Source organism: Streptomyces sp. NPDC002092 (genome assembly GCF_053593775.1).
Map to the genome: position 1 here is coordinate 87,542 of NZ_JBSFDG010000021.1, position 13,768 is coordinate 101,309.

The window sequence follows — 13,768 nt, forward strand, 5'->3', positions numbered from 1 at the left end:
ACTGTAGCCCCATCAGTCCTTGCGCAGGCGTTCGTTGAGGGCCTCCAGGACGATCGGTGGCACCAGGTGGGAGACGTCTCCACCCCAGGTCGCGACCTCCTTGACGAGCGAGGAGGACAGGAAGCTGTAGGTGGGGTTGGTCGGCACGAAGAGTGTCTCGACGCCCGAGAGGCCGTTGTTCATCTGGGCCATCTGCAGCTCGTAGTCGAAGTCGCTGACCGCCCGGAGGCCCTTGACGATGGCCGGGATGTCCCGTTCCTTGCAGTAGTCGACGAGGAGCCCGTGGAAGGCCTCGACGATCACGTTGCCGTACTCGGCGGTGACCTGACGGATCAGGTCGATCCGCTCGTCGATCTCGAACAGGCCCTTCTTGGACTTGTTGATCATGACCGCGACATAGACCTCGTCGTAGAGACGAGAGGCACGGGAAATGATGTCGAGGTGTCCGTTGGTGATCGGGTCGAACGACCCGGGACAGACGGCGCGGCGCACTAGTGATCCCTCGCTCTCCGGTCCGGTCATCGTGCGTCTTCGCACGTAGAGGCGGCGCGACCGTACCAAAACGTTCCCTCGCCGTAGCGACGGGCCTTGACCGCGTCGAAACCCTCGGGCCACCTGAATTCGCCGCCTCTGGTGCTGCGCTCCACGGTGACGATCGCCTCCGGCGCGAGCCAGCCTCCCGAACGGAGTGTGAGGAGAATCTCCCGAAGATCGTGATCTGTGACTCGGTACGGGGGGTCGAGGAAGACGAGGTCGTACGGCGGTGTCGGCGCCGGCGTCTGGATGATCTGTTCGGCTTTGCCTGCCCTCACCTCGGCGCCGGGGAGGCCGAGAGCTTTGACGTTCTCGCGGATCACGCGGGCGGCGCGGGCGTCCGCCTCGACAAGGAGGGTGTGGCTCGCGCCTCGGGAGAGGGCCTCCAGGCCTACGGCGCCGGAGCCGGCGTAGAGGTCGAGGACGCGTTCGCCTTCCAGGGGACTGCCGAGGAGGGACTGCCAGGTGGAGAAGAGGCCCTCGCGTGCGCGGTCTGATGTTGGGCGGGTGCCGGTGCCTGGCGGCACGGCGAGGCGACGTCCGCCGGCTGCACCGGCGATCACGCGGGTCATCTCTGGTCCTTGGTTGTGGGCGGCTTCAGGTTCATTGTGGCTGGTCGCGCAGTTCCCCGCGCCCCCTTAGGGGCGCTGCACCTCAGCCCTTTTCCAAGTACTGCTCTCTTTCCTCGTCCAAGAGCGCGTCCAAGGCCGTCCGCAGGCCTGGAAGCCCCGTCAGCTCCGGATCCGCCGCCACCACGGCCGCCGCTTCCTCCCTTGCCTCCGCGATGACCTCCTCGTCCTCGATGACCGCCAGGACGCGGAGGCTGGTGCGGGCGCCCGACTGGGCCTGGCCCAGGACGTCTCCCTCGCGGCGCTGTTCCAGGTCGATGCGGGAGAGTTCGAAGCCGTCGAGGGTGGAGGCGACCGCGGTCAGACGCTGGCGGGCCGCGCTCGCCTCGGGCATTTCGGTGACCAGGAGGCAGAGGCCGGGGGCCGAGCCACGGCCGACGCGGCCGCGCAGCTGGTGGAGCTGGGAGACGCCGAAGCGGTCGGCGTCCATGATCACCATCGCGGTGGCGTTCGGGACGTTGACGCCGACCTCGATGACCGTCGTGGCCACCAGGACATCGGTGTCGCCGGCCGCGAAGCGGCGCATGACCGCGTCCTTGTCGTCGGGGTGCATCCTGCCGTGCAGGACCTCGACGCTCAGGCCCTGGAGCGGACCCTTGGCGAGCTGGTCGGCCACGTCGAGGACGGCGAGCGGGGGGCGCTTCTCGGCCTCGTCCTCCGGGGACTTCTTCTTGCCGGGCTTCTTCGGGTCGTCCTCCTCGTCACCGATGCGGGGGCAGACGACGTACGCCTGATGGCCGCCCTCGACCTCCTCGCGGACCCGCTCCCAGGCGCGGGCGAGGAAGTGGGGCTTGTCGGCGGCCGGGACGACGTGCGAGGCGATGGGCGAGCGGCCTGCGGGGAGTTGGTCGAGGACCGAGGTCTCCAGGTCGCCGAAGACGGTCATGGCGACCGTGCGCGGGATGGGGGTGGCCGTCATGACGAGGAGGTGCGGGGGCTGTTTGCCCTTGCCGCGCAGGGCGTCGCGCTGTTCGACGCCGAAGCGGTGCTGTTCGTCGACGACGACCAGGCCCAGGTCGTGGAACTGGACCTTGTCCTCGATCAGGGCGTGGGTGCCGATCACGATGCCCGCCTCGCCGGTGACCAGGTCGAGCAGGGCCTGGCGGCGGGCGGCGGCGCCCATGGAACCCGTCAGCAGCACGACCTTGGTGGAGTGCTCGGCACCGCCCAGCATCCCGCCCTCGGCGAGCTCGCCCATCATCTCGACGACGGAGCGGTGGTGCTGCTGGGCGAGGACCTCGGTGGGGGCGAGCATGGCGGCCTGGCCGCCGGCGTCGACCGTGGCGAGCATGGCGCGGAGGGCCACCATGGTCTTTCCCGATCCGACCTCTCCCTGCAGCAGGCGGTGCATCGGATGCTCGGTCGCCAGGTCGTCGAAGATCTCCTTGGAGACCTTCTGCTGGCCCTCGGTGAGGGTGAAGGGCAGGCGGTCGTCGAAGGCGGTGAGCAGGCCGTCGGGCTTGGGTTTGCGGGCGACCGCCGGGAGTTGGGCGTCGGCGTGCCTGCGGCGGGCGAGGGCCACCTGGAGGACGAAGGCCTCGTCCCACTTGAGGCGGGCCCGGGCGTCCTCGATGTCGGCCTTGGTGTGCGGGCGGTGGATCTTGAGCAGGGCCTCGGGGAGGGAGACCAGGCCGCGGCCCTCGCGCAGTCCCTCCGGCAGCGGGTCGATGGCCTCCTGGGCGGTGGGCAGGACCGTCTGGAGCGCCTTGCCGATCTTCCAGGACTCCAGCTTGGCCGTGGCCGGGTAGATGGGGATGAGGGCGCCGGCCCAGGTCTCGACCGTTTCGTCGCTGTCACCCCGTAGCAACTCGTAGGCCGGGTGGGCCAGTTGCAGGCGGCGGTTGAAGACGGAGACCTTGCCCGCGAACATCGCGCGTGTGCCCGGCAGGAGTTCCTTGTGGGGCTTGTGGACGCCGTGGCCGAAGAAGACCAGCTGGAGGCGGCCGCTGCCGTCGGTGATGGTGACCTCGAGGCGCTGGCCCTTGCCGCGGGGGGCCTTGGCCGAGGCGAAGGTGTGCAGGCGGGCGTCGGCGACCATCGCGACCACCGTGACGTGCTCGTCCATCGGGAGGTCGGCGAGGTGGGTGAGCTGGCCGCGCTCCTCGTATCTGCGCGGGTAGTGGTGGAGGAGGTCGCCGACGGAGTGCAGGCCGAGGTGCTCGGCCATCACCTTCGCGGTGGCGGGGCCGAGCACTGACTTCAGTGGTTGCTTCAGTGGTTCTTCCAGTGCGGGCACGAGATCCATTGCACACCACGCCACTGACAATCCCGTATACGTCCCGCGAAACCCCTGGTCAGACGGCTCGTTCCGGCCTTAGGATGGCGCGCTCCGGCCATCCCCCGCGGTCACCGCCCCACCAGGGACCGCCCGACCCCGCGCCGTCGCGAACCTCCCCCCACCGGCGCTGCGACGATGGACTCCCAGACTTCGAAGTCATCCCAGCCGTCCCAGTCACCTCAGTCACCTCATACGTTCCAGGTCGACCTGCGCGGGCTGGTGGACCTGCTCTCCCATCACCTCTACTCCAGTCCCAAGGTCTATCTGCGGGAGCTGCTGCAGAACGCCGTGGACGCCATCACCGCCAGGCGGGCGGAGCAGCCCGATGCGCCGGCGCGGGTGCGGCTGCATACCCAGGCCGGTGTTCTGCGGGTCGAGGACACGGGGGTGGGGCTCACCGAGACGGACGTGCACACCCTGTTGGCCACCATCGGGCGCAGTTCCAAGCGGACCGACCAGATCGCCGACGGGATCCAGGAGGCCCGTTCCGACTTCCTCGGCCAGTTCGGCATCGGACTGCTGGCCTGCTTCGTGGTCGCCGAGCGGATCCGGGTCGTCAGCCGCAGCGCCCGCACACCGGACGCGGCGGTCGTGGAGTGGACGGCGAGCGACGACGGTTCGTACACCGTGCGGACGCTGCCGCACGAGGCGCGGCCCGAACCGGGCACCACCGTGCACCTGGTGGCGCGGGCGGGGGCCGGCGAGTGGCTCGCGCCCGAGCGGGTGCTCACACTGGCGCGGGACTTCGGGTCGCTGCTGCCGTACGACGTCCGGGTCGGCGACGAGGCGGTCACCGACCTTCCGGCGCCCTGGGACCGGTCGTACGCCTCCCCCGCCAACCGGCGTGTGGCGCTGGCGCGGCACTGTCACGAGCTGTTCGGCTTCACCCCGCTCGACTCGATCGAGCTGAACGTGCCGCTCGCCGGGATCCGCGGAGTGGCGTACGTCCTTCCGTCGGCCGTGAGCCCCGCCCAGCGGGCGACGCACCGCGTGCATCTGAAGGGCATGCTGCTGACCGAGCGGGCCGAACAGCTGCTGCCGGACTGGGCGTTCTTCGTGCGGTGCGTGCTGGACACCGACAGTCTGCGGCCCACGGCCTCGCGCGAGTCGCTGTACGAGGACGAGACGCTGGCCGCCGTACGGGAAGCACTGGGGACAAGGATCCGGTCCTGGCTGACCGGGCTCGCGGCCGGCGATCCGCAGCGGCTGGCGGCCTTTCTGTCCGTGCACCACCTGGGTGTGAAGTCCCTGGCGCGGCACGACAAGGAGATGCTGCGGACGATGCTGCCGTGGCTGCCCTTCGAGACCACCGACGGGCAGCTGTCGCTGGAGGAGTTCGCGCAGCGCCACCCGGTGGTGCACTTCACGCGGACCGTGGAGGAGTACCGGCAGGTCGCACCGATCGCGTCCGCGCAGGGCGTCGGGGTGATCAACGGCGGTTACACGTACGACAGCGAGCTGGTCGAGGCGTTGCCTTCGGTGCGGCCCGGGACGGTGGTCGCGGAGCTGGACGCCGACACGGTGACCGCCCATCTGGACACGGTCGACCCGGCCGAGGAGCTGGCCCTGTCCGGCTTCCTGGCGGCCGCGCGGGCGAAACTCGATCCCCTGGGGTGCGATGTGGTGCTGCGGGCCTTCCACCCGCTGTCCGTTCCCGCGCTGCACCTGGACGACCGGGCGGCCCGCCACGAGCAGGCCCGCGCCGAGGCCGAGGAGCAGGCCGACGACCTCTGGGCGGGCATCCTGGGGTCGCTCCGCGGCAGCGCCCCACGCGCGCGTCTCGTGCTCAACCACCTCAGCCCGCTGGTCCGGCGGATCAGTTCGCTCGGCGACCCGGAACTGATCGGCACCGCCACCGAGTCCCTGTACGGGCAGGCGCTGCTCATGGCGCAGCGTCCGCTGCGGCCGGCGGACACGGCGCTGCTGAACCGGGCGTTCATCGGCCTGCTGGAATGGGCGACCCACGGGGAGGACGGCAACTGATGAGCGGGATCACGGACTTCGACTCCCTGCGCCGCGCGATGGCGGAGAACTCCGAACGGCCTGAGGGCCCGGCGCGCAACGCGCGCGCGGAGCAGCTGCTCGTGGAGGCCGAGAGGCTCGGCATCCCGCTCGCCGTGATCGAGGCGCTCGGGCACCAGCTGAAGGTCTACAACTACAGCTCCGAGAAGGACAAGATGTTCGTCCCCTTCGCGCGTCTGCTGCGTATGTGGGACGAGCGGCCCGGGGACTTCGACGAGTACGAGGCGCACTCGCTGCACTGGGTCTTCAAGTGGATGTCGTCCGGCATGCTCGACCAGCCGCATGTGCCGCTCGCCTCGATCGAGAAGTGGCTGGGCGAGATGGAGCACCGCTACCGGCTCGCCGGGCACTCCGAGCGGGCCGTGCGCAGTGCCGAGTTCAGTGTGGCGGCGCACATCGGGGACGTCGCGCGCGCGGAGCGGGCGTACGCCGCGTGGCTGGCCGCCGACCGGGACAGCATGGCCGACTGCCCTGCCTGCGAGCTGCACGGGCAGGGCTGGTGGCAGGCGGAGCGGGGGCGGGACGCGCAGGCGCTGCTGCTGTGGCGGCCGGTGCTGGAGGGCGAGTTCACGTGCGCCCACGAGCCGCATACGGTGCTCGCGTCGTCCCTGGTGCCGCTGCTGCGGCTGGGCCGCACGGACGAGGCGCGCGCCAACCATCTGCGGGGCTTCCGGCTGGTGCGGTCCATGGAGAGCATGCGGGGCGCGTACGCGGACCACCTTGAGTTCTGCGCGCTGACCGGGAACGAGGCGCGCGGTCTGGAACTGCTCGCGGAGCGGCCGGCGTACTTCACGGACACCGGCCATCCGCGCAGCCGGCTGGACTTCCTGAGCGTGGTGACGCTGCTCATGGAGCGGCTGGACGAGGCCGGGCTGGGCGACCGGGAGGTGCCCGGACCGGCCGGCCGGAGGTGGACGGCGCACGAACTCGCCACACACGCGCGTGCCGAGGCGCTCGCCCTGGCGGCGCGTTTCGACGAGCGCAACGGGAACGCGTACGTCAGTGAGCGGGCACGCGCGCGTACGGCGCAGCGACCGCTGGTCGAGCGGTTGCCGCTCGGGGTGCGGGCGACGCGCCCGGTCTCGACGCCTCCGGCGGCGCCGCCGGCTGCCGTGACCTCGGACGTGCCGGACCTTCCCACCCTGCTGGCGGCGGCCCGCCGGCTCTCGCACACCCTGCAGCCGAACGCCATGGACGCCTGGGCGGCCGTGTCGCGCGCCGCGGAGGGAGTCGAGCTGGACGCCCGCGACCGCGCGGAGATCGCCGACCACGAGGCGATGGACCGGGGTCCGGAGGGCGCCGCACTCTTCGAACGGGCCGCCGAGCTGTACGCGGAGGCCGGCGACCCCGGTGAGGCGCTGGCGGCACGCACGCGTGCGGCGTATGTGCGCGCGCTGTCCGGTCAGGTGGACGAGGCGCTGGCGGCGGTCGCCGAGCCGTACGACCAGGTTCTGGCGCTGTACGCCGACGACGCCACCGGGGTGCGGCAGACGGCGTCCGTGCTGATGGGACGGGCGCGGGTGCTGATGCGGCGGGTGCAGGAGGCGGGCGAGCCGGCTGAGGAAACGGTTCTCGCCGATGCAGAGAGCGCCGTACGCGAACTGCTCGCGCTGGTCGGCGGGTACACCGGGGACGATGTGCGGATCGCCGCGCGGGAGGCCGAGGCGCAGGCCATGCTCGCGGATCTGGCGGTGCGCCGCGGTGACCTGGAGACCGCCGTGGAGCTGTTCGGGCGGGCCACGGCCGGGTTCGTCGGGTCCGGGCTGCCGTGGTTCGCGGTGGAGTACGAGGCGCGACTGGCCGGGCTGGCGCATCACCTGGGCGACACCTCGGGGGCGGAACGAGCGCTGCGGGCGGCCCTGGAGCACGGCGGGGCGCATCTGGAGGCGGTCGGTCGGGCCCAGCTGCATCTGCAGCTCGCCGAGGTGCTGGGCGGCCGGGGGCTGTCCGTGGAGGCCGCGGAGCACGCCCTGGAGGCGGCGCACTGGGCCGACGAGGCGGACGAGGGACCGACGCTCGGCGCCTGGGCGCGGCAGCAGCTCGGCGGGTTCCTGCTGCGGCAGGAGCGGTGGGCCGAGGCGGCGGAGGTGCTGGAGTCGGCGCTGCCCGACCTGAGTGCCGAGACGCACGGGGACGGCGCGGTCGTCCAGACGCTGTGGTGGCTGGGTGACTGTCTGAGCGAACTGGGCGAGCACCGCGAGGCGGCCGAGCGGCGGCTGCAGGCCGCGGAGATCGCCAAGGAGTGGCCCGAGCAGCACGACCACGCGACGCTGGCCCACCTCGCCGCCGAGTCGCTCGGCGCCGCCGGGCTGCCCGCCGAGGCCGACCAGGCGTACGCGCGTGCGGGCGACCTGTGGCGCTCGCTGGGCAACGTCCACGGCCTCGTACGCTCCCTGCGCGCCCGCGCCTGGCTCGCGCTGCGCGCGGAGGACGGGACGGACGCGGCACGGGAGCTGATGGCGGGCGCGGTCCGGGAGTGCGAGACAGCGCTGGGCACCGCCGCGGCCGATGAGGAGGCGCGGCAGCGGCTCGTCGCCGAACTCGGGCACACCCACCGCCAGTTCGGCGACCTGCTCGCCCGCTCCGCCACGGAGGACGCCGACGACGACTCGATCCGGGCGGCGCTCGAAGACGCCCTGTCCGAGGTCACCGAGGCGATCGCGGTGTTCACCTCCCTCGGCGACGCCGCCCTGCACAGCCGCACCGGCGCCGAACTCGCCGCAGGCTGGCTGGAAGCCGACCTCGCCCGCCCCTCCCGAGCAGCAACACGCGCCCGTACGGTCCTCGCCGCATACGACGGCGCCGACCCCCAGGACGAAACGGCCCAGGCCCGGCAGGCGGAGGCGGAACAGATGCTGGAGGTGGTGGAGGAACAGCGAGCGGACTGAGGTCGGGAGGCAGAACCGGCTCAAGCCGGAGGCTCCGGGGTCGGCCCAGCCGGGAGCCCCGCCGCCCGCCCGAGGTCCTCGCGGTCGGCGGAGGGCAGGAGCGGGCGGGCCGTCGGGGCTGCTGACGTCAGGAGCGGGGGCCCGGTGGGGCTATTCGACGCCGATCAGGAGCAGGGCTCCCTGGCGGCCGCCGCGGTACACCACCGTGTCCACGGCGAGGTACGACTCGCGGACGCGGGTCTGCAGGCGGTCTGCGACGGAGTCGGGGGCCTCGTCGCCCAGGACCAGGGTGACCAGTTCGCCGCCGGCCTGGAGCATGCGGTCGAGGACGGTTTCGGCGGTGAGGGTGACGTCGGAGCCGATCACGGCCACGTCGCCGTCGATGAGGCCGAGGACGTCCCCGGCCTGGCAGATTCCGGCCATGGTCCAGGACTGGCGCTCGGCGACCGCGACCTCGGCGTAGCGGGTCGCGCCGGCCGCGGAGGTCATCGACACGACGTCCTCGTCGAAGCGGCGCTCCGGTTCGTGCACGGCGAGCGCGGCGATCCCCTGGACCGCGGAGCGGGTCGGGATCAGGGCCACCCGGATGCCCTCGGTCCGGGCCTGCTCGGCCGCCGCGGCGGCGGTGTGGCGCAGGTCGGCGTCGTTGGGCAGCAGCACGACCTCGCGCGCGTGGGCGCGCCGTACGGCGTCGACGAGCTCACCGCTCGCAGGCGGCTCCCCGGGGCGCGCAAGGACAGTGGTCGCGCCCGCCTCGGTGTACAGCCCGGCCAGGCCCTCGCCCGGCACGACGGCCACGACCGCCCGCTGCACCTGCTCCCTGGGCGGCCGCTGCCCACCGGTGGTGTGCACGTCACCGACGCCGAAGTGGGTGATCCGGATCCGGTGCGGTCGCCCCGCCTCGACCCCCGCCTCCACGGCGGCGCCCGCGTCGTCCACGTGTACGTGCACGTTCCACAGCCCGTCACCGCCGACCACGACCAGCGAGTCCCCGAGGGTGTCGAGGCGCGCCCGCAGCCGGTCCACGGCCGCCTCCTCGGCCTCCAGGAGATAGATCACCTCATATGCTGGTCCGCCCTTCTCCACAGGGGGGACGCAGTCCTCGGCCACGAGGGTGCTCTCCACCACGGCCGTATCGGTCTGCACACGCGCGTGCCCGCCGAAAAGCGCGACGGCCGCCGGCGCCTCCCCCGTGAACGTCTCCACCAGCGCCGCGAGCACCGCCACCAGTCCGCGTCCGCCCGCGTCGACCACGCCGGCGCGGCCCAGGACGGCCAGCTGCCCGGGGGTCGCGGCCAGCGCAGCGCGCGCTCCCTCGTATGCGGCCCGCGCGACCGCCCCGCAGTCGCCCTCGGCTCCCATGGCCGCGTCGGCGGCCGCGGAGGCCACCGACAGGACCGTCCCCTCGACCGGGTGCGCGACGGCCTGGCGGGCGGAGTCGGCCGCGTGCCGCAGGGCGAGCCGGAGGCCGGAGCCGTCGGTGTGAGGCGTCCCACCCTCGGCGGCCAGCACCTGCGCCATGCCGCGTAGCAGCTGCGCGAGAATCGTCCCGGAGTTCCCCTGGGCGCCTATCAGCGCCCCGTGCGCCATCGCGCTCGCGGCCTCGGCCAGCGAAGGCTTCCCGGCGACCCCGGAGTCCACCTCATGCCCGGCGAAGACGGCCTCCACCGCCCCGACGGCGGACTCCACGGTCAGATACAGGTTGGTGCCGGTGTCCCCGTCGGCCACGGGGTAGACGTTGATCGCGTCGATCTCCTCGCGCGCACGGCCGAGCGCCTCCAGCGCGAGGCCGCACCAGGTGCGCACCGCGAGAGCATCGAAGAATGTCTGCGGCACCTGCGCCACCTGCGCCTCCTCAGGATCCGGACTGGACGCAGCGTAGACCCGGAGCGGGTGACCACCGGAAGAGGGCCGGGAGCGGAGCCCTGATCAGCCATGGTAGTTTCGTTGTACTGGCGCAGTCGTTGTATGCTGCTCCGGTTGCCCGATCCACATCGGGCCATTCCCCTGGCACCGCCACTCAGATCTCTGATCCTGCGATCTCGATCCCGGCATGCCGGGATCCAACCGTAAGTGCATCTGAAGTCTTTGGAGTGACCCGTGGCTGCCAACTGCGACGTCTGCGGCAAGGGGCCGGGCTTCGGCAACAACATCTCGCACTCGCACCGCCGTACGTCCCGTCGCTGGAACCCGAACATCCAGCGCGTCCGTACCGTGGTCGGCGGGACGCCGAAGCGCGTGAACGCTTGCACCTCGTGCATCAAGGCCGGCAAGGTCTCGCGCTGACGCACAGCTAAGCGCGCGGCCACTGCTGGTTCGCTGCACTGAGCCGGTCCACCTCAGGGTGGGCCGGCTTTTTGCTGTACCTGACAAGACGGCGGACCTGACAAGCTGGGCGCATGCGCTTCGGCATCCTGGGCCCCCTGGAGGCACGCACCGACGACGGCGCCCCCGTCGACCCCGGAGGGCCCCGCCCCCGCGCCCTGTTGACCCTCCTGCTGCTCGACGCCGGCCGGTCGGTCTCCACGGGCCGGCTGATCGACGGTTTGTACGGCGCCGAGCCGCCCGCGGGAGCCGCCAACGCCCTCCAGTCACAGATCTCCCGTCTGCGCCGGCGTCTGGCCCCGCACGCGGAGATCGAGGCGACCCCCACCGGCTACCGCATCGCCACCGCTCCCGACACGGTCGACGCCCTCCGCTTCGAACAGCTGGCCGCGCAGGCACGCACGGTTGCCGGTGATCACCGGCAGGCCGCCGCACACCTCAGGGAGGCACTCGCCCTGTGGCGCGGCCCCGCACTGCCCGACCTCCCGGACGCGCACGCCGAGGCCGCCCGGCTCGAGGAGCTCAGGCTGGCCGCCGTACAGGACCGGATCGAGGCGGACCTGGCGCTCGGCGGCGGCCCGGAACTCGTACCGGAGCTGCGGACGCTGCTGTCCGCGCACCCGCTGAGCGAGCGCCTGTACGGGCAGCTGATGCGGGCACTGCACGCGGGCGGGCGGCCCGCCGAGGCGCTCACGGTGTACGAGGACGCCCGGCGCACCCTCGCCGACGAACTGGGCGCCGATCCCTCGCCCGAACTGTCCGCGCTGCACCTGGAGCTGCTTCAGGGCGACGGACCCGAGCGCCGCCGCCTCCCGGTCCAGCTGACCCGTTTCGTGGGCCGCGAGGGCGAACTCACCCGGATCGCCGGTCTCCTGGCCGAGGCTCGCCTGGTCACGCTCACCGGCCCGGGCGGTGCGGGCAAGACACGGCTGGCGATCGAGGCGGCGAACCGGCACGCCGATGTCCGATTCGTCGAGCTGGCCCCGCTCACGGACGGCAAGCAGATCCCGTACGCCGTCCTCACCGCGCTCGGCGTGCGTGAGGGCTTCCGCACGGCCACGGCCGACAGCACGGACCGGCTGCTGGCCGCGCTGGAGGAGCGCGAGCTGCTTCTCGTGCTCGACAACTGCGAGCACCTGGTCGAGGAGGCCGCCCGGATCGCCGCGCTGCTGCTCGGCTCGTGCCCCGGCGTGCGCGTCCTCGCCACCAGCCGCGAGTCCCTGGGGATCACCGGCGAGGTGCTGGTCCCCGTGCCGCCGCTGCCGCCGGAACCCGCGGTACGGCTCTTCGTCGACCGGGCCCGGGCCGTACGCCCCGGATTCGAGGCCCACGCGCGCGTGGACGGCATCTGCGCCGCCCTCGACGGGCTCCCGCTCGCCATCGAGCTGGCGGCGGCCCGGCTGCGCACCCTGACCCCGGACGAGCTGGCGGACCGCCTGGACGACCGGTTCCGCGTACTGTCCCGGGGCGACCGCTCCAAGGCACCCCGGCACCGCACCCTGCGCGCCGTCGTGGAGTGGAGCTGGGACCTGCTGGACGAGGAGGAGCGGGAGCTGGCGCGCCGGCTGACGGTGTTCTCCGGGGGTGCGACGCTGGAGGCGGTCGAGGCGGTGTGCGCGCTGCCGTACCCCGAGGACGTCCTGGCCTCGCTGGTCGAGAAGTCGTTCGTGGAGGTGGCCGAGGGACGCTACCGGATGCTGGAGACGATCAGGGCGTTCGCCGCGGAGGACCTGACGGACCCGGGCGGCCTCGCCGACGCGCACGCCGCGTACTTCCTGCGGCTGGCCGAGGAGGCGGAGCCGAACATCCGGGCCGGCGGGCAACTGCCGTGGCTGGAGCGGCTGTCCGCCGAGCACGACAACCTGGACGCCGCGCTCCGCCACCTCGTGCGCCACGGCCCCGGGGACGCCCTGCGGCTGATGGCCGTCCTGTCGTGTTTCTGGCGCCTGCGCGGACTGCACGGCGAACAGGTGGCGTCGGCACGGGAACTGCTGGCCGCCGTCGGGGACGCACCGCCTCCGGGGCTGACGGAGGAGTACGTGCTGTGTGCGATCAACGTGCTCCTGGGCGACGGCGAGGACGCTGTCGGCCGCGACGGGCTCGTCGCGCGCGTGGACGCCCTCCTGACCGCGTACGAGGGCCCGCTGCGGCTGCCGTACATCCTCATGCTGTGGTCGCTGGCGGTCGGCCCCCGGCCCGCGAGCAACGACCGGGCCGTCGCCCTGGCCGGCGAGGATCCCTGGGCTCGCGCGTTGCTGGAGGTGGGCCTGGGCTTCCAGGAGCGGTTCGCGGGCCGGCCGCGGGAGGCCGAGCAGAGCTTCGCCCGGGCGCTGGACGCGTTCCGGAGGACGGGCGACCGCTGGGGGATGGCCAACTGCCTCGATCCGCTCGGCATGTTCGCCCTCGCGCGCGGGGACGCGCGGCGCGCCCTGGAGCTGATCGACGAGGGTCTGGCGCACATGCGGGAGGTGGCGGCCCCCGAGGAGACCGCCGACCTGCTGCGCACCCGGGGCGCCGTGCTGCTGCACCAGGGCGACACGGCCGGTGCCGAGATCCATTTCGGGCAGGCGCTGACGCTCGCCCGTGACGCCGGTCTGCCCGACAAGATGGCCGCCGCCCGGCGCGGCCTCGGTGACGCGGCCCGGCTGGCCGGGGACACGGCACGCGCGCGTGAACAGTACGAAGCAGCTCTGGAGACCTGCGCCGCGAACTGGTTCAGCGTCGGTGAGAGCGCACGGATCCTCATCGGTCTCGGCCGCACGGCCAGCGCCGAGGGGGATGTTGAGGAGGCCCGCGACTGGTTCCGGCAGGCCGCCGGACTCGCCGCCGAGGGACCCGGCGATCTCGAACTCGCCGAGGTGGCCGAGGCGCTGGCGTCCGTCGCCGGGTCGGCCGAACGGGCGGCCGTCCTGCTGGGCGCGGCGACGGGCCTGCGGGGCGCCCCGGACACGGGCGCCCCGGACGTCGTACGCACCGAACGGCACGCCCGCGCCGAGCTGTCGGCCCAGGAGTACGCGGCGGCCTTCGAGCGGGGCCGGACCCTGCGGTCAGCGGCGGTCATCGAACGGTAGGCGGGCGGTCAGCGCCCCCGC

8 protein-coding genes are annotated in these 13,768 nt (G+C 72.8%); 4 read left to right on the forward strand and 4 right to left on the reverse strand.

Translation table 11 applies throughout. From position 1 onward, the window contains the following. Nucleotides 1–12: 12 nt before the first annotated feature. The 3 genes from coaD to recG form a co-directional block, all read right to left on the reverse strand. Nucleotides 13–492, reverse strand: coding sequence for a pantetheine-phosphate adenylyltransferase (gene coaD, locus ACWCRD_RS37475; protein ID WP_390699128.1), 480 nt, complete (start codon nucleotides 490–492; stop codon nucleotides 13–15). 26 nt (nucleotides 493–518) lie between these two features. Further along, on the reverse strand, nucleotides 519–1,106 hold the full coding sequence (gene rsmD, locus ACWCRD_RS37480) for a 16S rRNA (guanine(966)-N(2))-methyltransferase RsmD (protein ID WP_450970166.1): 588 nt from the start codon (nucleotides 1,104–1,106) through the stop codon (nucleotides 519–521). 82 nt (nucleotides 1,107–1,188) lie between these two features. After that, nucleotides 1,189–3,408, reverse strand: a complete 2,220-nt coding sequence (gene recG / locus ACWCRD_RS37485) for an ATP-dependent DNA helicase RecG (RefSeq protein ID WP_450970167.1) — start codon at nucleotides 3,406–3,408, stop codon at nucleotides 1,189–1,191. Nucleotides 3,409–3,576: 168 nt separating this feature from the next. On the opposite strand from recG, the gene ACWCRD_RS37490 reads away from it, so the two are divergent. Continuing rightward, entirely contained in the window at nucleotides 3,577–5,424 is a 1,848-nt protein-coding gene (locus tag ACWCRD_RS37490) for an HSP90 family protein (protein ID WP_450970168.1), read from the forward strand. Continuing rightward, a complete protein-coding gene (locus ACWCRD_RS37495) occupies nucleotides 5,424–8,351 on the forward strand; it encodes a tetratricopeptide repeat protein (RefSeq protein ID WP_450970169.1) in 2,928 nt (975 codons plus the stop codon). Before ACWCRD_RS37490 ends, ACWCRD_RS37495 begins: the two co-directional genes overlap by 1 nt. 150 nt (nucleotides 8,352–8,501) lie before the next feature. Here the strand turns inward: ACWCRD_RS37495 and ACWCRD_RS37500 are convergent, their stop codons facing one another. After that, nucleotides 8,502–10,196: a DAK2 domain-containing protein gene (locus ACWCRD_RS37500; protein ID WP_450970170.1), complete on the reverse strand. Its 1,695-nt coding sequence runs from the start codon at nucleotides 10,194–10,196 to the stop codon at nucleotides 8,502–8,504. Between the two features lie 255 nt (nucleotides 10,197–10,451). On the opposite strand from ACWCRD_RS37500, the gene rpmB reads away from it, so the two are divergent. Both rpmB and ACWCRD_RS37510 read left to right on the forward strand, forming a co-directional pair. Further along, on the forward strand, nucleotides 10,452–10,637 hold the full coding sequence (gene rpmB, locus ACWCRD_RS37505) for a 50S ribosomal protein L28 (RefSeq protein WP_003993230.1): 186 nt from the start codon (nucleotides 10,452–10,454) through the stop codon (nucleotides 10,635–10,637). Between the two features lie 113 nt (nucleotides 10,638–10,750). Further along, nucleotides 10,751–13,747: a BTAD domain-containing putative transcriptional regulator gene (locus tag ACWCRD_RS37510; protein WP_450970171.1), complete on the forward strand. Its 2,997-nt coding sequence runs from the start codon at nucleotides 10,751–10,753 to the stop codon at nucleotides 13,745–13,747. Nucleotides 13,748–13,768: the final 21 nt, after the last annotated feature.

What these genes read in the sequence shown, in the direction of transcription:
- rsmD (WP_450970166.1), bottom strand. Translation starts at nt 1,106, where the DNA reads ATGACCCGCGTGATCGCCGGTGCAGCCGGCGGACGTCGCCTCGCCGTG.
- recG (WP_450970167.1), bottom strand. Translation starts at nt 3,408, where the DNA reads ATGGATCTCGTGCCCGCACTGGAAGAACCACTGAAGCAACCACTGAAG.
- ACWCRD_RS37490 (WP_450970168.1), top strand. Translation starts at nt 3,577, where the DNA reads ATGGACTCCCAGACTTCGAAGTCATCCCAGCCGTCCCAGTCACCTCAG.
- ACWCRD_RS37495 (WP_450970169.1), top strand. Translation starts at nt 5,424, where the DNA reads ATGAGCGGGATCACGGACTTCGACTCCCTGCGCCGCGCGATGGCGGAG.
- ACWCRD_RS37510 (WP_450970171.1), top strand. Translation starts at nt 10,751, where the DNA reads ATGCGCTTCGGCATCCTGGGCCCCCTGGAGGCACGCACCGACGACGGC.